Below are 22,363 nucleotides of genomic sequence, written 5' to 3'. Positions count from 1 at the left end.
AGTTGCAAATTGGCACAGTTGATGCGGCAAAATATAAAGTGTAAAAAACATATAAAAAATAAAACGATTAAAAATGAAAAAGCAATTAATCTCGGGTTTAGCCCTTATCCTGTTGTTAGCTTCTTGTCAAAATACAAATGGCGACAAAGCAACAACAACAACTGCTCAGGAAGTAACTGAACAAAAAGGACAGACTTACACTGTTGAAGCAGATAAAAGCTCATTAAAATGGACTGGTTACCATAAAGGCGGTTTAAACCCAAGATATGGTGTTTTGAAAAGCGAAGGAACACTTTCAGCTGAAAATAACGCAGTTACTGGTGGTACTTTCACTATCGATGTCAATTCTATTCTGACAGATACAGCTTCTGTAGATCCTGCGACATCCGGTGGCAAAAAATCATCAGATCTGGATGCACATTTAAAAAGTGCTGATTTCTTTGACGTAGCAAAATATCCAACTGCAAAATTCGAAATCACCAAAGTTGGCCCATTTGATGCAGCGCAAGGAAAAAGTGTTGTTGCTGATGCGACAAATACAGTTAGTGGTAACTTAACCATCAAAGATAAAACGGTGAATGTAACTTTCCCTGCAAAAATTACTTTCAATGGTGATGAAGTAACATTCTATTCTAAATTTACGATCCAAAGACAAGATTGGGGTCTTACATACGGTACAGAAGGTAACCCTCAAGACTGGATGATCGCACAAAACGTTGACATTGAACTTAATGTCACTGCAAAAAATGCGAAATAGATTTCGATAGCGCTTCGTCGCTCTTAGCAAATAGATTAATCCGGTAGACTCTACTTGATTAATCTATTTGATTTAAATAACCTCCGAATACGAGATCATCTTTATTCAAGACATGGATCAAATGTGAATCTCCCTTACTTTTCAGTGTGCTCTAATTTTTTTTTTCAATCGCTGTTTTGCCTTACGAACGGCTTCCACCGAAACACACAGCAATTCACTCATACTCGCATTACTTAAATCCAATTTGAGCAGCGCTAATATCTTAAGATCATTCTCGGTAACCTTTGGATAAGTTTGCCGCATTTGTGTCAGATAAGCGGGATACACTTTGTTAAAAACATGTTTGAATTTTTGCCACCGCTCATCTGTCATAATGTGTTGCTGCAAAAGCGCATTCAAATTATCCGTAACCTGCGTGATGTACGCCGGATCAGATTCGGAGATCTTCGCCACCTCCTGCCTAAGTTGCTGGATAACGACATCATTCTGGCGGATGGTGGCTGTAAATTCAGTCAAAGAGTTTCGTAAAATCATTAGCTCCTGATCTAGCAATTGTTTTTCATCGGCAAGCGCAAGTTGGTCTTTTTCTAGTAAAGTATTCCGCATCTTAATTTTAATTTTCGACTTATTGACCAACAATACAATTATGGCAAAAATCAAGAGAAGAACAATGCCTATAAACTGATACATGCGTTTTGTCCGAATCCGTTTTTCTTCAGTAGCCTGTATAGTCCGATTGTATTTTTCAGACTCCCTTTGCCACAGCATTTTCTGTATCTCTTTATCATTCATCCTTTTTTCCAACGAATCTTTCAACATCAGATACAAATGCAATTGCTTAAGCTCCTCCCCTCCACGTCCTAACCCACGCATGATGTTAGACTTGGATTTTGCTAATTCTACTTTATATTTTAAAAAATAGGGCTTATCTTCCATCAAACTTTCACAGGTCATCACATATTGCTCAGCCAATTTCCATTCTTTCAATTCGATATACCAATTGGCTAAATTGAGATTTGCACGCATCGCATCTTTCCGCTCATTATAACGCATAGAAAGCTCAATATTTTTCTTAACTAACCCAATAGCTTTTTCCTTTTCACCTTTTCGCCATGCATGATCTGCTAAATTACCCGAAATGATACCAATCCAAACCGAATCTTTCGCCAATTTAGCTTCATCCATTGCGCGATTCAAATAGGTAAAAGCTTGGTGATCGAGCGAGTCCTTTGCTAGATATACAGCAATGGAATTGATCAGATCGACACGTTCCCGTGCAGCCGGCGTGGTAAAGGTAGCGCTTCCTCTAAATAAGCAACAGCATTTGCCTGTTCACCAATGTAGCTGTAGAAACTCGCCATAAATTGGTAATGCTTGACTACCATGGGGATTTTTTTGATAGTAACTTTAGATTTTAAATCATTCGCTCGTAAAAAGAACGGAAATGCTTCCTTTACCCGTCTATAGATAAAGTTGTAATATCCTTCACGGGCACAACCCAACATTTCTAATTCAGGATCTGGATGTACACGGAGCAACTGCTCAGCCAAACGATAATAGCGCTCAGATGATGAATTTATGCGATCAAACGCAATTGAGAAACCGTCAGCCATACGCATATAATAAGCCCATTTTAAAGCAACACTTCTTTTTTTGTCTGCCAATTCCAAAAACGGCGCCAAGGCATTTTTCAATTTTATCGTATCACCATCAAACCTAATAGGCAACTGAAGAGCAGCCTCCAGTTGGACAACAGGGTTTTTAATTGCAGCTATTTCCACTACAGATTGCCCACATACATGATTAAAGTTGCTTGACAATACCAAAGAAACGAATACAAAAAAATAAAATATGGTCTTCATGCTTGAAAAAGGTCAATTTCAACGCTCTGTCTGCCTATTGGCATAACCGATAAATTAATTTCAACAATTCTGTGAAATTAATACGCAAAATCCTCCGAGAAAATGGTTAATACTGACTTATTGTTCGTAAATCGGATCGCCGACTTGCGGTTATAAATATAATATTTATAACTTTAACATAATTACACGTTTTCATTAAAATTTCGCCTTCTTTTGATACCACTGCAACCCATTAGGTTTGGCATATCAAGCCTTTTATTCAACACTTTTTCCAAAAGATGACCAAAATTCAAACAAAAACAATGGGATTGATTCTCCGAAAAGGAGTATTGCAAGATCTGCAAGAAATGTTAATCCTATTTTCTGAAACTATTGCGACTGTATGCGCAGATAATTATAATAACGAGCAAATTGCAGCATGGGTATCGTCCGTCAATAATCATGGCCGTTGGCATCGGCTAATCGAAGATCAGTATTTTATTGTAGCTATGCTAAATCAGAAAATGGTTGGGTTCGCTTCCCTCAATCATGGAAACTATGTCGATGTCATGTATGTCCATAAAGATTTTCAACGCCAAGGGATTGCTCAAAAACTTTATACTACATTGGAAGATGAAGCAAGAAGACTAGAAAGAACTTTCGTGACTGCTGATGTAAGTAAAACCGCGAAACCCTTTTTTGAGGCAAATGGATTTAAAGTTATCGCTGAGCAGATACAAATAAGAACTGAAGTCGAAATACCAAATTATAACATGAAAAAAGATCTGTAGATTCACTTCCAAATTTTAGAAATGCTCCCCATAGTCGATTACTTCAGTTTTCAAAAGCAGCTTACTTTCACTATCGGTTCTTAATGTCGCTGTTGCTATGTTAGTCTTTGTGTCAACACTGAACTCCAGCATAGCCCCAACGTCCTTTTTGTCATTAAAAAATGAAGCGAAATTCTTAAATGTCTCAGTTTCATCAAACAAAAACCGCGCAGCACATCGGTTATTATGTTGATCATACCATTTAATGTACACATCTTTGGGAATACCTCGAGATGCCATGTCCATATCCCGAAGACGCTCATCAAAGACAAATCGTTCGGAATTATAAAACTCCAAGTCCGCATCAAATGCTTTTCTGTCAGAAGACAATACAAATTTAGGCTGTACAGGATAACGTTGCCGTAATTTATCCCAGTAGCCATAGGGAATAGATTTATTTGCAATGGCTTGTTGAACATCCGAAGGAATAATCGATAATCGGACAATACTTGATCGCGCCATTCCTGATTAAAGACATTACCGTACGCTCCATTATCTTTGGATGTATCCGTAGCATGGATCACTACTTTTTCGGCTTGATAACGACCGATTTCGACCTGACGACGTCCTGTCCCACTGGCCCATACTACAAGTACACCGCCAGGAGCAAAACCCAAAATAATCTTATTATAATGTTCATCATTAGTTTTGATCGCTCCTTTTTCTTGGTATGGTGTACTGAACAACCTCCGCAATTTACTATAATCAATCGGACCGTTCATGCGATAAAAAACATCTTCAGCAAAGGAATACCAAGTAACGTCTAATGCCTTAGGCAATGACATCACCTGCTCATATGTACCGCCTCCAGCTTGTCCCCACACGGCGTTATAGTTTACGATATTGCCTTCACTAAATGTAAATTCATAATCTTCATCTTTCGGAAAGATAAAACGGCCACTATATAACTGGACGGGATAAGCTGCTGGATTACTCATCGCACAGAACCATTTATAGCGCCCTTCTCTGATATTATCTTCTTGTGTTAGGCGTTCTTCCCTGAGGTCATTAAACTCACGTATTGTCGTTGAGAACGCGAATATAATCGGTAGTAAAATAAGATATCCAAGCAAAGTCGGAACCAAATATTTCCAGGATTTTATTGCCCATGTGATAATCACGCTACTAAAGAATGTCAGGAAGATACTGAGTGTTAAAATCAAAGGAAACATTTCCTTAATCACTCCCCCTAAATCTGCATAAAGCCGATGCTCGTATTCATCACCCCAGGTTGATAAAAAAAGAAGTACCGGAAGCAATAAAGAAAATAAGCAATAAAAAAGAAAACCATAGCCAAGTTCAAAAGCGAATTTTGGTTTCTCTAAGACCTTTAACTTCTTCCGAAAGAAATTAAAATAGAAATAAATCAAAGCGATAACAATAAAATAAGGCGAACAGCAAAATGCAGCATAAACCATATTTAGATCTGCATTCTGTACAAGTAAGGTCGCAATTAGGCTGATGATAGCAACCAAAAAAGCAGAAACTGTCGCTCTTATAATCATTGTAATTTGTTTTTAATCCAAAAAAAGCTGCCGAAAGCCGTATAACTGACAACAACACGATTCAAAAATAACAAGAAATGTCTTATGAATATAAGCCGATCAATATTCAAATACATTGATCAACTATTCGATCCAACGTGGACAATATATTTTTTTCACAAGAAGGATTTAATTAACTGTTATTCGTTTTCGTCAGGATCGATACATTGAGCCATTTCATATTACATTCAATAAACGGTCGACTTTATCCCCTCAGCGAGATATCGCTCGTTATAGTAAAATTTCTTCGAAAAAAAATCCGATCAAAAGCCCTTTAACGAAAATCATTTAAGTTTACTAACTTCGCTTTTATTCTTCAAAAAAATGGATATACATCATAACATTAGAAGTGCCCAAGAAAGTGACGCACATTATGTCCCTGAAATTATGCTCCAGGCAATGGAAGACATTATATTTCGCTTTATCAAAAAAGAAGATCGAAGCGAGGCTGTAAATTTCTTAACGCAGCTCTTCAAGCAAAAAGGTAATCTCTATAGTTATGAGCATACGTTTGTCGCAATTGACGACAATGGACATATTTTAGGCTCATTAACCGGTTACGATGGTGATCGATTTATTGAATTAAGACAGCCTATTTTGGATCATATGAAGGAACTGTACAATAATAATTTGATTCCAGAAGCCGAAACAGCTGGCGACGAATTTTATATCGATTCAATTGCGGTTGCTCCCATGGCACGGGGCAAAGGTATCGGAACAGAACTTTTAAATTATGCAATTACACATGCCAAGCAAAATGGTTTTAAGAAAGTTTGCTCGTCGACCTAGAGAATCCCAATGCACAAAAACTCTATGAAAGGATTGGTTTCAAACTCGGCAAAAAAACTCCTTTAGTAGGGGGCGAATATTATCACATGTATATTCAACTTGATTAGATACGGCTTTTATCTAATTTATCGCCATTTCAGGCCTTATCCCGCTAATCAGTATCTTTTGAGAAGAAGTCCAAGCAGCTCTGGCAGACAACACCAATTAGATCAGACATAACCACTGATCAATTGGCAAGGATTTTGTATTCTAGAAAATAACTATGAAAATTTGGGAATAATGAAAAAGCTAATTTCAATTGCGGTGGGCTGTCTAAGCCTAGTTCTGGTGACGCCAGCTTTAACACAAGCACAACACAGAGGACATGACGACCATGGCTGGCATGGCAACAAGGACCGTGAAAAATACATTCGAAAACGGGAAAAAGAGTACGACAAATATGTGCGCGAACGCGATAAGCAAGATCGCAAATACTGGAAACATGCATACGAACATGATCATGGCCGTCCAAGATGGGCTAGCGCACATCACTACGACATGAGACATCATGTGTACTTTAGCGATTACAAAACATTCTATGATCCTTATCGGGGCGGATATGTCTATATGACCAATGGCCGATGGAACTTTTCTGTGAATGTCCCTTCTTTTCTAGTGAATGTCAACTTAGGAAATGCTGCGATTCGTGTGGTCAAAGATGTACCTCTTGACAGAAGACCAGAAGAGTATTACGACGATAATGAGGATTGGGACGATTAACGGTACGATTAAACTTTACGTTTATTTAGAATAATTACTGATAATACTATATTTTTGCGCTGTTCATCCGATTGACAGCGCATCTATGACACATAAAAGAGCTAAACAAAAAAGCCTAAAAAATATACTTAGAAAATTGCATCTTTATTTGGGCTTATTATTTGGTATAATCTTTTTTACTGTTTGCGTGACAGGGATGTTATTGAGCTTTGAAAAAGAGCTTACCCCACTTTTATGGCCGAAAGAACAGCAGGTAACTGTACAAAGCAATCGTCTTTCCCTTGCACATATTTCCCAAAAAGCCGAAGCTATCTTTCCGGACAAGAAGTTGTTTCGCATCGAAATTCCAGCAGATCCTTCCCGTAGTTTCCGTATTCAGTATGGACAAAAAAAGACCGGATACTGGTATGCATATATAAATCCTTATACAGGAGCACTATTATCCAAAGGTCGGCAGAGTGACCGTTTTTTTCAAAAGACTTTGGATATCCATCGTTTTCTTCTCGTCGAAAAAATCGGAAGTACCCTAACTGGAATCTCAGCTCTAGCGGCTTTCTTTCTTGCCCTAAGTGGTATTTACCTGTGGTGGCCAAAAAATAAATCCATGCTCAAACAACGTGTAACGATAAAAATGGCAGCCTCTCTCAGAAGAAAAATCTGGGATTTTCACGCAGTGGGCGGTTTTTACGCATCTTTGTTTTTAATTATTTTTACCTTGACGGGATTGACCTGGAGTTTCGATTGGTACAATAAACAATTCTATAAAGTATTGGGTTCAACGCAAAAATCAACAAAAGAGAAGATCAGCAACATCAACAATCAGGCTTTTTCAGATTACCTCGTGCTGGATACGATCTATCAGCAGCTAAACAGCCTATATCCCAGCTCTGGAAATATAATTATCACGTTTCCTGAAAAGAAGGACTTAGCTTTTGCACTAACTAAGGAAAATTTTTCAAATGCAACTTTACAGATCAACCAGGCTTTCTTTGACAGCAAATCCGGACAACTACTTAAAAATAACCCTTTAGAAAAATTACCTTTGGCGCAACAGGCTCAACGTATGATGAAATCTATTCATATGGGGTCGATATTTGGATTACCTTCTAAGATTATTGTATTCTTAGCCGTTACACTAGCCGCTTCTCTCCCCATCACAGGAATATGGATATGGTTGAACAAAAGAAGAAAGAAGAAACCGTCAAAAAGCCAAAAGAAGAAAGCAATTCAACTTCAAACCATAGCATAGCGTATTATCCTTATTTTTAAACTTATTCAAATGAATTCTTATATCAGACACACGACTAGATAATAATAGAAGAAATGATCGATATTAGCTGCTATGAAAGACCGCAAAGAAAATTCGACGAATGCAATCAATGAAAAAGCATTACAACAGTTCTGTAACGCCTCCAAGACGCTGGCATTATTCAGTGGCCGATGGAAGCTTTCGATTCTATTCAAACTCCTGGAGCAGGATACGAACTACTCGGAATTCAAAATTCTCCTGCCCCAAGTCAGCGATCGTACACTCGCAAAACAATTGAAAGAATTACAACTGGACGGACTCATTCAAAAAGACCGAAGTAAAACAGCATCAATCTATTCGCTGACCGATAAAAGTCGTAAACTAAAACCCCTATTGGCGGCGCTTTCCGGGTTTAACAACGACTAACCTTAACTAAAATCAACACGCTCCAAAAACTCAATCACTTCCCCATTCGGACTGTAAACGAGGCTATTTCGCACAAAAACATCTTTTTTACCTTGGCTGAGTATGAGTTGAAATACTCCATCACTCAAATCTTGAGCACCATGGGCGATAGCCTGTATTCGGGCATCTTCGGCGTCTTCTACCGTAAAACACAGATGAAGTAGCGCATTCTCGACATATTCCTCCCCTTCTATACGCCTTATTCCCTGCGTTGGAATAGTAGCATTCTTATCACAAATTTCCAAATAATAGCCAATAGAGGCATTAAAAAGCATAGCACAACGTTCTAAATTAAACTCGGGTAATGACCATTCATGCACAATAATAAAACCGAGATTTTCATAAAATCCAATTGTCTTATCAAAATCCTGAGCCTTAATCGACAGGTGGTGAAAACCCAAAATATTATCTTTCAATTCCATAAAGTATATTTTTTGAACAAAACTAATGTGTTTTTCTGGAGACTGGAACAACTTACAAAATTGTAAGTTGGGCTGGTGGCCATAAAAGAGTATACGTTAAAACTAGCAGTATTAGAGGGAGATTTTAAATTATAGCAGATAGATTTTATTATTTTAATGTACTTTTGCCCATTAAATTTCTCGATCTGAACAAGGAATAAAAGCTTTGTAACTACCATGAGTCTATAAATATGAGGTATTCATTAGACATCATTTCGATGGACTTTACTGTCCAAAGTATGGTGACATCCAACATAAGAAATCGGATGTTATAAATTCTTCAAAAATCGAGATAGAATACGCAAAGTTTAAAGCCCTTAGTCTATATATATTTGCAAATAAAATGAAACAGCATCTTCACCGACAATTACGGATCTATAGATATGTGATCTATAGAGAGACGTTAGTCGATCCTTGGGAACATTTTTGGTCATTTATTGGCGCCTTTGTAGGAATATTTATTATCGCTTATATCCAATCTCTTCATTTACCTTCGCTGGAAAATATCTTTTTGATAGGCTCCTTCGGAGCTTCCTCGGTTTTGGTTTATGGTGCCATACAAAGTCCACTTGCCCAACCCCGCAACTTAATTGGTGGGCATGTTGTTTCTGCAATCGCCGGGGTTACCGTTGCACAGCTCCTTCCCGATATTATCTGGCTGACCGCTCCCTTCGCCGTGGCCTTGTCCATTGTTTGTATGCAGCATACACGCACGCTACACCCTCCTGGTGGAGCAACAGCACTCATTGCCGTCAGCAGCGGAACAAAAATTTCAGCGATGGGATATTGGTATGTATTAAGTCCAGTACTATCGGGTTGCATAATTTTATTCCTGGTGGCTCTGATCTTTAACAATATCACGAAAAAGAGACATTATCCTGTAAAAAAATCACGTTTGCGCCGCTCAAGAAGACAGCATTTAAAAACCCGTTTTGAAGCAAGCAGGAGCCCATCGAGTCTTGATTAAAAGTCTTTATGGTCTATTGAATAACACGATCTAAAACTAATAAAGGATAGCGTTTTGGGTAGACGCCCAAACGCTATCCTTTTATGATCGCTTCTTTCCGTCATCTAAAACAGTTATTATAGCCCGATAAATTCCATACAGAAGGAATAGTAAACTCGTAATTGTAAGCCCCAAATACTCCACCACCCAAGCAATAAGTATGGCGACCAAATGGATTTTACCATTCTCCGGTTTAAATGCGGCACCTGAATAAACGTAATAAGCGATGGAACCAAATATAAGAATCCATATTATCGCATAAACATAATGAAGCGGATTTTTGCTGAGCTTTCTATTTTTAAACATATGTCAAGTTTTATGATCTAATACTGATCCGCTTATCTAACACGAACGAGCATTTCGTCAAATGTAGGGTGCACATCCGTTTTTGACAAGCCATAACTATAATTCGCTTACCCTGATTTAATATTCGTACTTCCTATAAAAAATCGCCCGCGGCAATGGTCGGCATACACTTGCTTCGCTACGTTAAAATCAAAAGAAAAAGTCCCTTACATTACTGCAGGGACCTTGCTTCCACCGATTATTCCGTTGTGATTTTTATGCGGTTGGAAATTTGCTCATATCCATGTAAAATATCTCCCAGGTATGCCCATCAAAATCTTCAATACTTCGCTGTTGCATAAAACCATAGTCTTTCATTGGCGTGGGTTCTATACCGCCAGCTTTCAGTCCTTTATCAACAATTTCGTTCACACGATCCAGACCAGAGACAGCAAGTGAAAATAGTCCTGCGATCTGTTTTTTTGTATCTGCAAGCGGTTTTTCCGTAAATGTTTTAAACTTATCCGGAGATAAAAGCATAACAAAAATATGCTCACTCCAAACCATACATTTACCTTGCTCATCCGAAAACTGAGGATTGTTCGTAAAGCCCAATTGTGTATAAAAATCCATTGACTTATTCACATCTGCTACCGCGAGATTTATAAATATCTGTTTCATCATTTAAAGTTTAATTGCTACTGATCTAACAAAGATGAAAATTTCCGTCCAAAAAAAACTTGGCCTATGCGAAGATTTTTATTTAGCATCAATGAACTGGTGGAATAGCTAAATCTTGTTTGGAAAGCTCGTTACTTGGAGAGCTCATTCAATTCAGCCTGCGAAAACACATGCTCGCCTTTTAGATAACCATTCGCTTCTTTCAGATAGGTATATATTACTTCTCGGCCCTTTGGATTGGGCAATTTATGTAAATTTTTGACCAAGAAATCTTTATCACGCAATCTATCTTTACCATAGCTTAAAAAAGATGGTGCGTGCGTCTGCACGCTCCAACGAATAAAACGTAAATCGATATTGTCAGGGTATTTCATGATCATTTCTTCGAGGAGCTTTTTTCCTTTCTTGAATTGCCCCAATTTTGTAAACGGGTTGCCCATATGTTTTGCCCATAATATCTCATAAGCCGCGAGATAACCCTTTTCTGTGGCGGAATTGGCAGCTTTTTCCAATAGTTTCAGATTCGTTTCACAGAGCTTTTTGTTTTGAACAGCAGTCGCGTACTCGGCTCTCATTTTATCAACATCCACTTGACCAAAACAACAAATCGCACATAATACCAAAGAGACACAGATAAAAAATCGTATAACCATTTTTCAATTCAATTAAAGTAAAAAATAAACGCCGTTTTGTGATATAACAATATCGAAGAGCTTTGAGTTTTCTTATTTTTTAATCCGTTGAGAACGCCGTTTGTTTTGCCACTTTCCCAATACAATGAGCAATGTACCAATGACGATGAAAACCAACGTTACTCCAAAGCTGTTCAAAATAACCCTGTCCATCCCCAATTCGGAAACATTGACAAAAGGATAGGGATAAAATCCAGAAAACGAACCATGCCACAACGTATAAAAAAGATAGACTAATGGGAAGATCAACCAATAAAAAATATGACTCCACCGGATTGTTCCCTTGTCCAAAAAACGCCACCAAAAAAGGAAAAAACTCACAGGAGCGAGCACATGCAATAATTCGTCAACCACCATTGATAAACCCTGAGGATGCGACAGAAAGCGAAGTATGGTATTATAGATAATTCCGACAATAAGAATATATAATGTTACGGCAGTAATTGTTTCGGGTCTAGTAAAAAATAGGCCCATTCGACTCTTTGACCAGCAAATAGTAAAAAAACAGCATAACATAACCATTACATTACTCAGAATTGTAAAATAACTAAAAAACTGAATAATATAGTCGATCCTGTCAAGCTTGGAGGTATGAGCACTTAAGATAAACTGTCCAACAATTGCAAACAAGGTAATTATACCAATGCTACCAGCAAAAACCGATTTTAATGACTTCTGAGCCTCCATATTTCTAGTGGTCTATACAATACTAAATATAAAAATTTCAACTGCTATTTGGAATTTTAAATGATCAAATCCAATTCACCCCTACTCGAATCTTAAATCCAGATTGTAAATAATTGCAACGAATTGTAAATGGATTCAGTTTCCTTACTTACAATTATTATTTTTATAGGGTATAAAGTATTGATAAATGATCAGAGTAGCCATTATCGAGGATGAACCCGCGGTACGCAAAGAAATCAGCTATTTAATCCAACAGGAAACTGATGTTGAACTTGTTGGCTGGAGTGATACGGTGACAAATGCTGTAAAATTGATTGAAGAGAAACAACCAGACGTTATACTCATGGATATTCAACTCCGTGATGGTACAGCATTTGACATCCTAAAAAAGCTAATCGCTATTCCACAGAATATTATTTTCATTACGGCCTACAATCATTTTGCAATCAAAGCCATCAAATATGGTGCTTTGGATTATCTTTTGAAACCGGTCGATCAAACCGAATTAAACGAGGCATTAGAACGTTACCGGCGTAAAAGCGAAAACAATCCCCAATGGATGCAGCGTTTATCAATGGTGCAGGAAGCTTTACACGCCAGCGAACTTCCCGAAAGCATCGCCTTGTCTTCCATACACCATGTACGTATCGTCCCCGTTCACAACATCGTGTACTGCAAAGGAGACGGTCCCTATACTTTTTTCTTTTTAAATGATGGTACAAAGGAGTTAATTTCTAAACCCCTCAAATATTATGAAGAATTATTGCCACCGCCCTATTTCTTACGCACCCATCAATCGTATCTTGTTAATAGGTCACATATTTCTGGTGTCAATCGTTCCGAGTATATTGTCTTAAAGAACAAAGAGGAAATTCCGATTTCATCACGCAGAAAAAACTCGATCTTAAATCAGCTGTTCCCTGAAAAATGAGCCTATTGAACCGCATTTTCCCTTGGCTGCTACTGTCTTTGTTTTCGATCGCTTGCGCTCGAAAGAATGACGCACTGTCGCCCGATCATGATGCTATTGCCGCAGAGATTAAAACGCTGGAGGACCAAAGATTAAATGCAGCAAATGGGGATTCCATCAAACTTGCCTGGTTAAAGTTAGACCAGCATGCCACCGTAAAAAAAGACACGGTACTCGCTGCCCGTGTAAAATATTATCTAGCACGACTCTATGCTATGAGTGGCCAAGATTCGGCTCTTTTTTTTGTTCAACAGGCGCTCGAACTCATTGAACTCACCACCGGAAACGCTAAATACAAAGCTCTTATTTACAATGGCATAGGAAATATCCGCAGCATAGAAGCAAAACAACGCGAAGCGGGCTATTATTACAACAAAGCCGCCACGATTGTTTTGTCGGATACCGCATCAGGATTGTCAACCGAAGCGAAATCAGCGATATTACTGTCCGCTGCCCAAAACAACTTGAGCTCCTTTCAGTATAACCTTGCAGAAAAAATGAATCGTTCGGTACTCCCCCTAATTGATTCGCTGCCTGAAGGACACATTAACCGACAACGCGTATTGGTACAAATGATCCAGACGCTGAATACTTTACAGCGGCCAGCAAAAGATATTGCCCCCTTCCTTCATCAACTCGAAGAATTACATGCCAAAAATCCAGACAAATACAACATTAGTTTTCTATATGATTCGAAGATCCAATACTATGAAACGGCTAAAAAACCGGACTCCATTTTACATTATGAGTTGCTAAAAATAGCGATAGATGAACGTTTGCACCAACAAACAGCGTCCTCTATATTGATGAACAATTTATTCGTAGACTACAGTAATGTTGCCGCAATCTATGTTTCATTAAATAAGCCGGCCTTGGGAGAAAAATTCATCCAAAAAGCCAGCAAACTTAAAGCGCAGTTTCCAAAATTAATCTTTCCCAACAACGAAATTACATTTCAAAACAGTCTAGCAGCCGTCTATCGCTTGCAAGGAAAAAATAAAGCCGCAATAGACGTATTGAATCATCTTGTGCAATTACAAAGGGGTATTTACCAATCGGAGAATACACAAGCGATCGCAGAAATGAATGCCCTATATCAACTCCAGGCGAAGGATCAATCTATTCGAATACTGAACGAAAATATCAAGATCAATAAACTCCAGCTACAACAAAATCGTTTAGGGCTGATCATATCCTCGCTCGCGGTTATTTTATTGATCATCATACTTTTCTTCCTATATTACAGTTTTCGCCAGCGCCGTTCCATACAAGAGAAAGAAAAGGTCTTGTTGCAGCAGCAGTTGTTGCGCACACAGATGGAACCGCACTTTATTTTCAATACCCTTTCCGCTGTACAGAGCTTCATGCGCCTGGATAAGAAGGAAAATGCCATCAAATATTTAAATCGTTTCAGTCGACTACTACGCAGCAATCTCGAATTAAGCCGTGAAAACCTTGTTCCATTAAATGAGGAACTGGAAACCTTAGAAAACTATTTGATCTTGCAGCAAATGCGTTTTGAAGATGCCTTTCATTACCATATCACACAACCTGAAGATCAAGATTTAAGTGCGGTCATGCTACCACCAATGCTCATACAACCCTATGTTGAAAATGCAATTCTGCATGGCATAAACCTCGAAACGGGCGATGGCAGTATCGACATCCAGTTTACGTTATCTGAAGATATCCTACAGGTGACGATTAAAGATAGTGGTAAAGTAAATCCAGACATTCCTGTAATTACCCATCGTTCACTCTCTGGGACCATCAGTCGTGAACGCATGCAGCTGTTGGGCAAGAAAGCAAGTGTACAGATCACCAAAAACCCAACTGCTGGTACCACAGTCATCCTTCATATACCAGTGACATATTAATGGCAAACAAAGGAATATTTAACGTCCTTTCTAGGTTCTACTGCAGTGAAAATTTCAGGAAAACAATACAGAACTTGCAAGACAACACGTATTTCAACAGAAATCAGAAAAAAGAACCATGTTGAGCCAAATTTCGATACCGTAAAATACGGGATATTGAAACGCATAACCCTATAAACAAACGGCGAGCAATTCTTTAATTGCCCGCCGTCTTATTAACTAAACACAAACTAAATATTTCATTGTGGACTCCCGTCTCCTACTCATTTTCCTCATTTATTTCTGTTTCATGATATCCGCTAAAAGTTTCATGTAAAAACCTCCAACAACACTACGCGCCTTGAAGTTTTCGCGGATCCCCGTAGTCGAATCATAAAAATCATTTAATGGGACACGGGATTCCGTTTGAATCGCATGATTATAGACTGGTTTTATCAAAGCTTCAAATGCTTCTCTTGATGGAGCAAATGATGCCGTCCAAAGAATCCAGTCATTTTTTGTGTACGCTTTACGGCTATCCAATGGTATGCCGAATCTATTTTGCTTGGTCAGATAATACTTAATTTCTGTATCATACACTTTCTGTGGAAATAGATTCAATCCCAACACTTTGTCCCAGATCAAATTATATTTTTGACTCCAGGTATTTTTATCATCAAATGTCAGTGCATAATGATCACCAGCATATGCCATTTCCATCCATTTCGGAACCATTTCCTCGGCAATTGCACGGTATTTTTTTGCTATTGCGGTTTCACCAATGGCCTCCGCTAGCTGCGCATAACAAGCAATACCAACGATAGCCTTAACAGATAAATTGGCATTTCGTGCAAGGTGACCGGCAAAATCATCTGTACATAGCTGCGTTTTAGGGTCAAAACCATCTTTAACGAGATAATCTACCCATGTTGTCAATGTTTTCCAATGCTTCCTGGCATAGTCAGCATTCCCTTGCACTTTTGCGATTGCAGCAGTTAAAATAATCATATTGCCCGATTCCTCCACAGGCATAGGTTCACCATAGGTTTGACCATTGGCCAATGGATACGTACCCAAATCGTGCGCTGCCCAAGGATAGGGATATTTACCGCTCTCACTAAAATAAAATATTCCACTTAACATCCCTTTCAACAACTCCGGATTATAGATCAGATACAATGGCGCTGAAGGATAAGTGACATCGACCGTATTGATGAATCCGCCACTATTATTTTCTTTGGAAAGCCATAGTAGTTCGTTTTGTGGACTTTTCACCAAGGTATGTGCTGCAATACTTTGACGATAAGCGAGAACGCTAAGGTGTGCATACTCTTTTCCACCCGATTTTAGCGCATCTGCATACACTGTTTTGTCGAATGCCACGCACTTATCGAGTACCTTACGATACTCATCTGCAGCCAAAGTCAGCTGATTTTCCATCGTTTCTTTACCGGAGTTGTTCCACCATGGTCTCAAATTATTTTTGAAATACTGAATCGCATAAATTTCATCGTACCCAACCTCTACAAAACGTTCCTCCACTTTCGCCCCCACATTGCCAAATGGAATGACCGTGTTCAGCGCAAGTGATGTCCCCTTAACAGTTTTTACCGATGTCGTTGTTCCCTTTCTAAAGGCGTCTACGGCTCCGCCTCTCGGACTAATAAACTGTTGCGTTTTATCCCGCTTCGGCGCAGCAACATAAAAATACCCCCAGTCTATCCGCATATCATCGGCCCCTTTCTGCAGAATAGGCTGTTCGACCGTTCCCGTCTTTAGTACAGACAATTTTGCCGTCTCATATTTTTCGGCGATCACCTCCTGTGAAGGTTTATACACCGCAATATTTGTGGATGCACTTAGAAAAACTTTAACCGCATGCTGCTTGCCATCGTTTGCTTTGACGTTATACGTGATATAGCTTACCGGTCGAGCCAATAAATTCAGATCTTCCATAAGCAAAGGCGACGTAAAAGTTAATTTTAGATCAACCTTACCTGCCTGAAAGTTATAAACCGTACGCGTCGCTGTTATTTCTACATCGTTTTGCACGGCTTCTTCAATCCGTGCCCCACGCTCTTTAAGCCTGTCAACCAAACCAAAATCGAGATAACGACCGCCAGCACTATTCTTCAAATGGATGGCAATATTATTTTGCCCAGCCTTCAAATTCGTCTTGTCAATCGGTATATACTGAAAGTTGTTGGTCCAACCTACTTTTTCGTAAACCTTCTTCCCATTCAAAAATACGTCTATATTATCATCATGATTGAGTTTTAAAAACAACTCATTAATACCCTTCGGATCCGCTACGGAAAACTCGCGTCTCACCCAGATATCGTCCGATTTCCAAAGGGTTTTTACCTGCTTCTCGTCATCACCTATGGGTGCAAGTCCCGATTTCCACGTATCCGTATTATAAGCGGAAGATTCCCAGCCACCTTGAGGTTTTGATTCTGTATACTGTACCGTATAAGATTTATCTTCGGCAGTCGGTAGAATAACCGCATAACTCGGTTCCTCTTTGCCAAGAAAACGATAAATATGACCATCAACATCAATTAAGCCCAACAGCGAATGATCAGCGTCTGTCCAGTGCTTTGTTGTCGATGCATGAAGCTGATCTGTCATTGACCATATACTAAAATTGGGGTTGTGTGTAATCAATGGATAAGCCGGAGCTTTGCGTTCTTGGGCTTGTCCATCTAAAACAGTGGAAACACAGGCTACAATAACACAGAGACATATCTTCCCAAGTTTGTTCATTGCATAAATAGATTTTTGAAAAGGTTTAATCATATTTTTTAGATAAAATTAGCTATACAGTTTTTCGTATTGAGCATATGCTCAATCGTTTTAACAAAGAAAGTCGGAATAAGTTAAATTCAGCTGTCGCATCGTATCATTTTACCTTCAATTTATATCATATTTGACGATCTGCCGTCTAATCGAGATAATTATTATCTTTGAGAACCTGTCCGATCGTTATGCGCAAAATAACCTAGTAAACATCGGCATTCAATTTTACCAATAACACGATGAGAAGTATTTACGTTTATTTCTTAATGACTATATCTTGTCTATTTTCAACGAGCGCACCGCTTTATGCACAAGAAACAGATTCGGTCAATAAAAAAGAATTGGATCTAAGTTCCCTACTGAACGGAATTAGACAACAGCAAATTAATGATTCTCTTGAACGGGTAAAGCTTCAGCATGAAATTGCCGATCTTAAAAGTCAAAATAGCCCCAAAAAAGAAAATTTAAAACAGCAGCTGAATGAGTTTGACGAAGAAAATAACCTTCGGAAGCAGCAGCTGAAAGTTAAAGTAGACTCCATCAAAAAAAACACAAAAAGATATGCGGTCGCGCCATTTCAGGATACGCTATTCTATATCTATAATAAACTTGGATCATCATTAGCCAAAGACCGCGCCTACAATGTGGTCAGCAGAATCCATAATCTATATGAAGACGATTTTGTGAAAGTAGATTCCTTTAAAATCGAAAACAGCGAAATAAGTGCCGACATCGTTTATAAAGATCTCGTCATAACTTCCGTCACAGAACTCGATGCCCTTCTTGAAGGAAAAAGCAAAGAAGAGATTGCGGCAAACTACCTAAAAAGAATTCAGGATTCAATCAAAACGGAACGTGCTGATAACAGCATTACAAAACTTCTTACGCGTATTGGGCTTGTATTTCTCATTCTAGTCGTTTTTTCGATATTGATTCTATTGATAAACAAATTGAAAAAATATGGTACGCGACGTATATTGACAGAAAGAACACAGCGGATCAAAGACATTAAGATCAAAAATTACGTCCTTGTCACCTCCGTACAAAAAACACGGATGTTTATTAATGCCATAAATATCTTACGTTGGGGCTTGATCGTACTCATTGCCTTTATCATGCTGCCGATTGTCTTTAGTGTCTTTCCATTTACACAGAGCTGGGCATCCAATCTCATTGGACTTTTTACAAAGCCCCTGAAGACTGCAGTTTTGGCCATTTGGGATTATATTCCCAATCTGATTACTGTATTTGTCATACTCGTTGTCATGCGGTATGCCGTTCGATTCATAAAGTATATTTTTAGCGAAATTGACAAAGGCAAATTAGAGGTCAATGGTTTTCATCGCGATTTTGCCATGCCAACCTTTACTATTGTTCGTTTTCTGCTCCAAGCCTTCACGCTGGTGCTCATATTCCCTTACTTACCCGGCGCAAATTCAGATATCTTTAAAGGAATATCCGTATTTATTGGTGTCCTGTTCTCTTTGGGGTCATCTTCTGCGATTTCCAATATCATAGCGGGGCTTGTGATCACCTATATGCGTCCTTTCCGTATCGGAGACCGTATCACTATCGCCGACAAAACGGGCGTTGTTATCGAAAAATCCCCCCTGGTAACCAGGCTTCGAACGATAAAAAATGAAGAAATTACCATTCCCAATTCCTCGGTACTTTCGGGAAATACCGTCAATTATTCGACATTCTCTGAAGAGGGAATTTGTTTTCAGGTGGAATTGACAGTCGGTTATGAAGAACCTTGGCAACGTATCCACGAATTGCTGCTGAACATCCCGCCACGAATAAAAAGAGTCAACCTTAGTCCTGCCCCATTCGTCTTGCAAAAAAAATTAGACGACTTTTATGTTTTATATGAACTGAATGTCTACATCGCTAGATCCGCGGAAATTGAACTGGCAAAATCTGAAATTTTTCAATTGATCCTCGATGACTTTTTAGCGGCAGGAATTGAAATGAATGGTCCACACCTATTTGCCAAAGTTGATCATGTCCAGCAATATAATCCGAAAGCACCCAACAGTTCGCACGAAAACGAACTTTAAAGCTTGTTTCCATGCGCTGTATTTTATAGATCAGTTGCTGCGTTCAGACCGGACTGAACGCAGTAATTGATCAACAGCAGGAAGCAGGTTAACTAAAGATTCAAAACATAGATCAGCTCTTCTGCTTTGACCCCATCAGGCCAAACGACATCTCTTGAATGTGTATACGCAAAGTTAAACGATTGATTTGCAGCTCTCGAGGCTTCGTTACCAACCCCATGAGATACCGTAATCCGGAGGCAGCCTTGTTCACGTGCCCATGTTATACGCGCTTCATAAAACAAGCGGGACAACCCCCGGCCTCTATGGCCTTCCTGAATGAAAGACGCGATCAAAATCGCATTTGATTCATCCGTCCGATCCAACACGACACCAGTCAGCCCAATCAATAATTCTTGGTTATACAAACCGAATATCGCACACTTGGGATTGCCCAGTAAGGCCATCCACTCGGCATCACTATAAGCCGCTTCCTTTTGATAATTGCTACCGAACACCTCAGGAGCAGAAGATAAGGCCTCCAGTCTTATCTTTTTGTATTGCTGCCATTCTCCTATTTCTAAACGTCTTAGCTCATATTTCTCCATTTTTGGCGTCTTTTTTTGCTTATCTTTTAACGTAAATATACTTAAGCAAGCGCAATAAATGAACACTGGACCAGCTACATTATTCAATTTGGACTAGCTCATTTGCACCCATTGGCCGTAATTTTGAATTAAATCAAGAAATAGCTATTTGCATGTATGTACCCAAACATTTCCAGTTCGAAGATTACGCAGAAAAGGTTGAATTTATGCAACAATATAGTTTTGCCACCATCGTATCGGTTAAAGAGGGGATTCCAATAGCAACCCAGCTCCCCTTCCACATCCGTACAGATAAAGATCAGCTGCTTTTAACATCACACTTCGCTCGCGCAAACGAACAAGCCAATTATATCGAAAATACACCGTCATTAGTCATTTTCTCCGAACCACATGCTTATATCTCGCCACAGCACTACGACAAGGAGGAAAGTGTACCAACCTGGGACTACATTGCGGTTCATGCCTATGGTCTTGCATCTATCCTTACGGAGGAAAAAGCAATAAACAAGGCTTTAGAGCAAATGATCCTCAGTTACGACGAAGCTTATCTAACACAATGGAACAATCTCTCCGATCGCTTCAAAAGTGGCATGATGCGAGGTATCATCGCCTTCGAACTTGTCGTTACGGATTTACAGGGCCAAAAAAAAATTAGGTCAAAATAAAAGTGAAACAGAAAAACAGCGTATCCGCGATTTTCTGAAAAATAGCGACAATGAGCTCGAAAGAAATATTGCCGCAGCAATGAAAAATGGATCAATAAGTAATGAAAAAAATGAACAAAAATAACACCGAAATAGCCATCACTAAAGTAAAACTAACAGATATTGACCTGCTGCAGCATATTGGAAAAGAAACATTTATCCAGACCTTTTCAGACACAAACACCGAAGAGAACATGAAGACTTATCTAACGGAAGGTTTTGCAAGAGAAAAATTATTGGCCGAGCTCTGCCATGATGAGTCTGAATTTTACTTCGCCGTTTTAGAAAATAATGTTATCGGTTACTTAAAAATAAATACCGGACAAGCGCAGACCGAAAACCAAAGCCCACAGGCATTGGAAATTGAACGCATCTATGTTCTACAGGAATTTCACGGTAGAAAAGTGGGGCAGCTATTGTTCGAGAAAGCACTAGTCTTAGCTCAAAAAAAAGCAGTTTCATTTATCTGGCTTGGTGTTTGGGAAAAAAATTCCCGCGCGATCAATTTCTATCGGAAAAATGGCTTTGTGGCATTCGACAAGCATATATTTCAACTGGGCGACGATAAGCAAATCGATATTATGATGAAAAAAACAATACAACCGTAACATGGATGAGTTTATTACAGAGAATATACGCATTATACAACAGCGTATCGACAAAGCGTGCAAAGCAAATCAGCGCGACCCACGCGAAGTAAAATTATTGCTAGCGACTAAAACCGTACCTGCCGAACGTATCGAAATCGCACTGCAAACTGGTCAAACCTTAATTGCCGAAAATAAAGTACAGGAATTAAAAGACAAATTTGAGTATTTAAATACTATTCCGCATGTTAATCATTTTATTGGCCACCTGCAAACCAATAAAATCAAGGATCTGCTTAAATACAACGTATCCTGCATCCATTCAATAGATCGTATAGATCTTGCCGAAAAATTGCATCAACGACTTTTAAAAGAAGATAAAACCATGGAGGTGCTCATTCAGGTGAATACTTCCTTTGAAGAGAGCAAGTACGGCGCTGCTCCAAAGGAAGTGATCGATCTAGTACAGCAAATAGCAACATTAAACACACTAAAGATTAAAGGATTGATGACGATAGGTCTATTGAGTGCCGAGGCCGAACAGGTACGAGCCTGTTTCAAATTGCTTAGACATATTCAACAACAAATTATAGCCCTAGCTATTCCTGATGTATCGATGAAAGAACTGTCGATGGGCATGAGCGGGGATTTAGAAATAGCTATAGCGGAAGGCGCGACGATTGTCAGGGTAGGAACGGCAATTTTTGGACAGCGTCCTACTCCAAATAGTTATTACTGGAACGAAAACCGATAA

Annotated in this window: 23 protein-coding genes; 13 read left to right on the top strand and 10 right to left on the bottom strand. The window is 39.0% G+C overall.

Annotated features, from left to right (window positions below; translation table 11 throughout):
• The first annotated feature begins 73 nt into the window (after positions 1–73).
• Positions 74–757: a YceI family protein gene (locus B4Z90_RS00360; RefSeq protein ID WP_070566941.1), complete on the top strand. Its 684-nt coding sequence runs from the start codon at positions 74–76 to the stop codon at positions 755–757.
• A 141-nt stretch (positions 758–898) separates the two neighbouring features.
• Here the strand turns inward: B4Z90_RS00360 and B4Z90_RS00355 are convergent, their stop codons facing one another.
• The gene (locus tag B4Z90_RS00355; protein WP_286801156.1) at positions 899–1,954 is read right to left on the bottom strand and encodes a hypothetical protein; all 1,056 of its coding nucleotides are present in this window, start codon (positions 1,952–1,954) and stop codon (positions 899–901) included.
• Positions 1,955–2,013: 59 nt separating this feature from the next.
• On the bottom strand, positions 2,014–2,619 hold the full coding sequence (locus B4Z90_RS00350; RefSeq protein ID WP_070566945.1) for a hypothetical protein: 606 nt from the start codon (positions 2,617–2,619) through the stop codon (positions 2,014–2,016).
• Between the two features lie 278 nt (positions 2,620–2,897).
• On the opposite strand from B4Z90_RS00350, the gene B4Z90_RS00345 reads away from it, so the two are divergent.
• Positions 2,898–3,389, top strand: coding sequence for a GNAT family N-acetyltransferase (locus B4Z90_RS00345; RefSeq protein ID WP_070566947.1), 492 nt, complete (start codon positions 2,898–2,900; stop codon positions 3,387–3,389).
• 95 nt (positions 3,390–3,484) lie between these two features.
• Here B4Z90_RS00345 and B4Z90_RS00340 read toward each other — a convergent pair whose 3' ends face one another.
• On the bottom strand, positions 3,485–4,933 hold the full coding sequence (locus B4Z90_RS00340; protein ID WP_070566948.1) for a DUF2931 family protein: 1,449 nt from the start codon (positions 4,931–4,933) through the stop codon (positions 3,485–3,487).
• Positions 4,934–5,296: 363 nt separating this feature from the next.
• On the opposite strand from B4Z90_RS00340, the gene B4Z90_RS00335 reads away from it, so the two are divergent.
• The 4 genes from B4Z90_RS00335 to B4Z90_RS00320 all read left to right on the top strand — a co-directional run bounded on the left by B4Z90_RS00335 (position 5,297) and on the right by B4Z90_RS00320 (position 8,195).
• Positions 5,297–5,761 carry a GNAT family N-acetyltransferase gene (locus B4Z90_RS00335; RefSeq protein ID WP_236560263.1) on the top strand — a complete coding sequence of 155 codons (465 nt, stop codon included), beginning with the start codon at positions 5,297–5,299 and terminating at the stop codon, positions 5,759–5,761.
• 279 nt (positions 5,762–6,040) lie between these two features.
• Positions 6,041–6,520, top strand: coding sequence for a hypothetical protein (locus tag B4Z90_RS00330; protein ID WP_070566950.1), 480 nt, complete (start codon positions 6,041–6,043; stop codon positions 6,518–6,520).
• Positions 6,521–6,605: 85 nt separating this feature from the next.
• The gene (locus B4Z90_RS00325; RefSeq protein WP_070566953.1) at positions 6,606–7,769 is read left to right on the top strand and encodes a PepSY-associated TM helix domain-containing protein; all 1,164 of its coding nucleotides are present in this window, start codon (positions 6,606–6,608) and stop codon (positions 7,767–7,769) included.
• A gap of 93 nt (positions 7,770–7,862) precedes the next feature.
• Positions 7,863–8,195, top strand: coding sequence for a winged helix-turn-helix transcriptional regulator (locus B4Z90_RS00320; RefSeq protein WP_046675064.1), 333 nt, complete (start codon positions 7,863–7,865; stop codon positions 8,193–8,195).
• A 2-nt stretch (positions 8,196–8,197) separates the two neighbouring features.
• On the opposite strand, the gene B4Z90_RS00315 is transcribed toward B4Z90_RS00320, so the two are convergent.
• Complete coding sequence (locus B4Z90_RS00315) at positions 8,198–8,656, bottom strand: VOC family protein (RefSeq protein ID WP_159333218.1); 459 nt, start codon at positions 8,654–8,656, stop codon at positions 8,198–8,200.
• 382 nt (positions 8,657–9,038) lie between these two features.
• On the opposite strand from B4Z90_RS00315, the gene B4Z90_RS00310 reads away from it, so the two are divergent.
• The gene (locus tag B4Z90_RS00310) at positions 9,039–9,662 is read left to right on the top strand and encodes an HPP family protein (RefSeq protein WP_070566959.1); all 624 of its coding nucleotides are present in this window, start codon (positions 9,039–9,041) and stop codon (positions 9,660–9,662) included.
• Positions 9,663–9,743: 81 nt separating this feature from the next.
• On the opposite strand, the gene B4Z90_RS00305 is transcribed toward B4Z90_RS00310, so the two are convergent.
• From B4Z90_RS00305 to B4Z90_RS00290, 4 genes are all read right to left on the bottom strand, one after another.
• Complete coding sequence (locus tag B4Z90_RS00305) at positions 9,744–10,007, bottom strand: hypothetical protein (RefSeq protein ID WP_070566961.1); 264 nt, start codon at positions 10,005–10,007, stop codon at positions 9,744–9,746.
• 255 nt (positions 10,008–10,262) lie between these two features.
• The gene (locus tag B4Z90_RS00300) at positions 10,263–10,670 is read right to left on the bottom strand and encodes a VOC family protein (RefSeq protein WP_046675059.1); all 408 of its coding nucleotides are present in this window, start codon (positions 10,668–10,670) and stop codon (positions 10,263–10,265) included.
• 128 nt (positions 10,671–10,798) lie between these two features.
• On the bottom strand, positions 10,799–11,320 hold the full coding sequence (locus B4Z90_RS00295; protein ID WP_070566963.1) for a hypothetical protein: 522 nt from the start codon (positions 11,318–11,320) through the stop codon (positions 10,799–10,801).
• Positions 11,321–11,392: 72 nt separating this feature from the next.
• Positions 11,393–12,046, bottom strand: a complete 654-nt coding sequence (locus B4Z90_RS00290) for a Pr6Pr family membrane protein (RefSeq protein ID WP_070566966.1) — start codon at positions 12,044–12,046, stop codon at positions 11,393–11,395.
• Positions 12,047–12,233: 187 nt separating this feature from the next.
• Here B4Z90_RS00290 and B4Z90_RS00285 point away from each other — a divergent pair, with 187 nt between their 5' ends.
• Together B4Z90_RS00285 and B4Z90_RS00280 are read left to right on the top strand one after the other, a co-directional pair.
• The gene (locus B4Z90_RS00285) at positions 12,234–12,977 is read left to right on the top strand and encodes a LytR/AlgR family response regulator transcription factor (protein WP_083295993.1); all 744 of its coding nucleotides are present in this window, start codon (positions 12,234–12,236) and stop codon (positions 12,975–12,977) included.
• On the top strand, positions 12,974–14,893 hold the full coding sequence (locus B4Z90_RS00280) for a sensor histidine kinase (RefSeq protein WP_070566968.1): 1,920 nt from the start codon (positions 12,974–12,976) through the stop codon (positions 14,891–14,893). Before B4Z90_RS00285 ends, B4Z90_RS00280 begins: the two co-directional genes overlap by 4 nt.
• A gap of 276 nt (positions 14,894–15,169) precedes the next feature.
• Here the strand turns inward: B4Z90_RS00280 and B4Z90_RS00275 are convergent, their stop codons facing one another.
• Positions 15,170–17,638 (bottom strand): glutaminase family protein, encoded by a 2,469-nt coding sequence (locus B4Z90_RS00275; protein ID WP_070567163.1) that lies wholly within the window; start codon positions 17,636–17,638, stop codon positions 15,170–15,172.
• 272 nt (positions 17,639–17,910) lie between these two features.
• On the opposite strand from B4Z90_RS00275, the gene B4Z90_RS00270 reads away from it, so the two are divergent.
• On the top strand, positions 17,911–19,731 hold the full coding sequence (locus tag B4Z90_RS00270) for a mechanosensitive ion channel family protein (protein ID WP_083295994.1): 1,821 nt from the start codon (positions 17,911–17,913) through the stop codon (positions 19,729–19,731).
• Positions 19,732–19,823: 92 nt separating this feature from the next.
• Here B4Z90_RS00270 and B4Z90_RS00265 read toward each other — a convergent pair whose 3' ends face one another.
• Positions 19,824–20,318: a GNAT family N-acetyltransferase gene (locus tag B4Z90_RS00265; protein WP_070566972.1), complete on the bottom strand. Its 495-nt coding sequence runs from the start codon at positions 20,316–20,318 to the stop codon at positions 19,824–19,826.
• Between the two features lie 152 nt (positions 20,319–20,470).
• Between B4Z90_RS00265 and B4Z90_RS00260 the strand changes: the two genes are divergently transcribed.
• From B4Z90_RS00260 to B4Z90_RS00250, 3 genes are all read left to right on the top strand, one after another.
• A complete protein-coding gene (locus B4Z90_RS00260) occupies positions 20,471–20,983 on the top strand; it encodes an FMN-binding negative transcriptional regulator (protein ID WP_083295995.1) in 513 nt (170 codons plus the stop codon).
• A gap of 110 nt (positions 20,984–21,093) precedes the next feature.
• Positions 21,094–21,630: a GNAT family N-acetyltransferase gene (locus tag B4Z90_RS00255; protein ID WP_083296001.1), complete on the top strand. Its 537-nt coding sequence runs from the start codon at positions 21,094–21,096 to the stop codon at positions 21,628–21,630.
• Between the two features lies 1 nt (position 21,631).
• Complete coding sequence (locus tag B4Z90_RS00250) at positions 21,632–22,363, top strand: YggS family pyridoxal phosphate-dependent enzyme (RefSeq protein WP_070566974.1); 732 nt, start codon at positions 21,632–21,634, stop codon at positions 22,361–22,363.

Origin of the sequence: Sphingobacterium sp. UBA5639 (assembly GCF_002421245.1) — a bacterium.
GTDB classification, from domain to species: Bacteria; Bacteroidota; Bacteroidia; order Sphingobacteriales; family Sphingobacteriaceae; genus Sphingobacterium; species Sphingobacterium multivorum.
The sequence above is the reverse complement of the archived record's forward strand: the minus strand, read 5'-3'. Positions and strand labels throughout refer to the sequence as shown.

Coding starts and splice junctions, on each gene's coding strand:
- B4Z90_RS00360 (WP_070566941.1), top strand. CDS start 74: ATGAAAAAGCAATTAATCTCGGGTTTAGCCCTTATCCTGTTGTTAGCT.
- B4Z90_RS00350 (WP_070566945.1), bottom strand. CDS start 2,619: ATGAAGACCATATTTTATTTTTTTGTATTCGTTTCTTTGGTATTGTCA.
- B4Z90_RS00345 (WP_070566947.1), top strand. CDS start 2,898: ATGACCAAAATTCAAACAAAAACAATGGGATTGATTCTCCGAAAAGGA.
- B4Z90_RS00340 (WP_070566948.1), bottom strand. CDS start 4,933: ATGATTATAAGAGCGACAGTTTCTGCTTTTTTGGTTGCTATCATCAGC.
- B4Z90_RS00335 (WP_236560263.1), top strand. CDS start 5,297: ATGGATATACATCATAACATTAGAAGTGCCCAAGAAAGTGACGCACAT.
- B4Z90_RS00330 (WP_070566950.1), top strand. CDS start 6,041: ATGAAAAAGCTAATTTCAATTGCGGTGGGCTGTCTAAGCCTAGTTCTG.
- B4Z90_RS00325 (WP_070566953.1), top strand. CDS start 6,606: ATGACACATAAAAGAGCTAAACAAAAAAGCCTAAAAAATATACTTAGA.
- B4Z90_RS00320 (WP_046675064.1), top strand. CDS start 7,863: ATGAAAGACCGCAAAGAAAATTCGACGAATGCAATCAATGAAAAAGCA.
- B4Z90_RS00315 (WP_159333218.1), bottom strand. CDS start 8,656: ATGGAATTGAAAGATAATATTTTGGGTTTTCACCACCTGTCGATTAAG.
- B4Z90_RS00310 (WP_070566959.1), top strand. CDS start 9,039: ATGAAACAGCATCTTCACCGACAATTACGGATCTATAGATATGTGATC.
- B4Z90_RS00305 (WP_070566961.1), bottom strand. CDS start 10,007: ATGTTTAAAAATAGAAAGCTCAGCAAAAATCCGCTTCATTATGTTTAT.
- B4Z90_RS00300 (WP_046675059.1), bottom strand. CDS start 10,670: ATGATGAAACAGATATTTATAAATCTCGCGGTAGCAGATGTGAATAAG.
- B4Z90_RS00295 (WP_070566963.1), bottom strand. CDS start 11,320: ATGGTTATACGATTTTTTATCTGTGTCTCTTTGGTATTATGTGCGATT.
- B4Z90_RS00290 (WP_070566966.1), bottom strand. CDS start 12,046: ATGGAGGCTCAGAAGTCATTAAAATCGGTTTTTGCTGGTAGCATTGGT.
- B4Z90_RS00285 (WP_083295993.1), top strand. CDS start 12,234: ATGATCAGAGTAGCCATTATCGAGGATGAACCCGCGGTACGCAAAGAA.
- B4Z90_RS00280 (WP_070566968.1), top strand. CDS start 12,974: ATGAGCCTATTGAACCGCATTTTCCCTTGGCTGCTACTGTCTTTGTTT.
- B4Z90_RS00275 (WP_070567163.1), bottom strand. CDS start 17,638: ATGAACAAACTTGGGAAGATATGTCTCTGTGTTATTGTAGCCTGTGTT.
- B4Z90_RS00270 (WP_083295994.1), top strand. CDS start 17,911: ATGAGAAGTATTTACGTTTATTTCTTAATGACTATATCTTGTCTATTT.
- B4Z90_RS00265 (WP_070566972.1), bottom strand. CDS start 20,318: ATGGAGAAATATGAGCTAAGACGTTTAGAAATAGGAGAATGGCAGCAA.
- B4Z90_RS00260 (WP_083295995.1), top strand. CDS start 20,471: ATGTATGTACCCAAACATTTCCAGTTCGAAGATTACGCAGAAAAGGTT.
- B4Z90_RS00255 (WP_083296001.1), top strand. CDS start 21,094: ATGAACAAAAATAACACCGAAATAGCCATCACTAAAGTAAAACTAACA.
- B4Z90_RS00250 (WP_070566974.1), top strand. CDS start 21,632: ATGGATGAGTTTATTACAGAGAATATACGCATTATACAACAGCGTATC.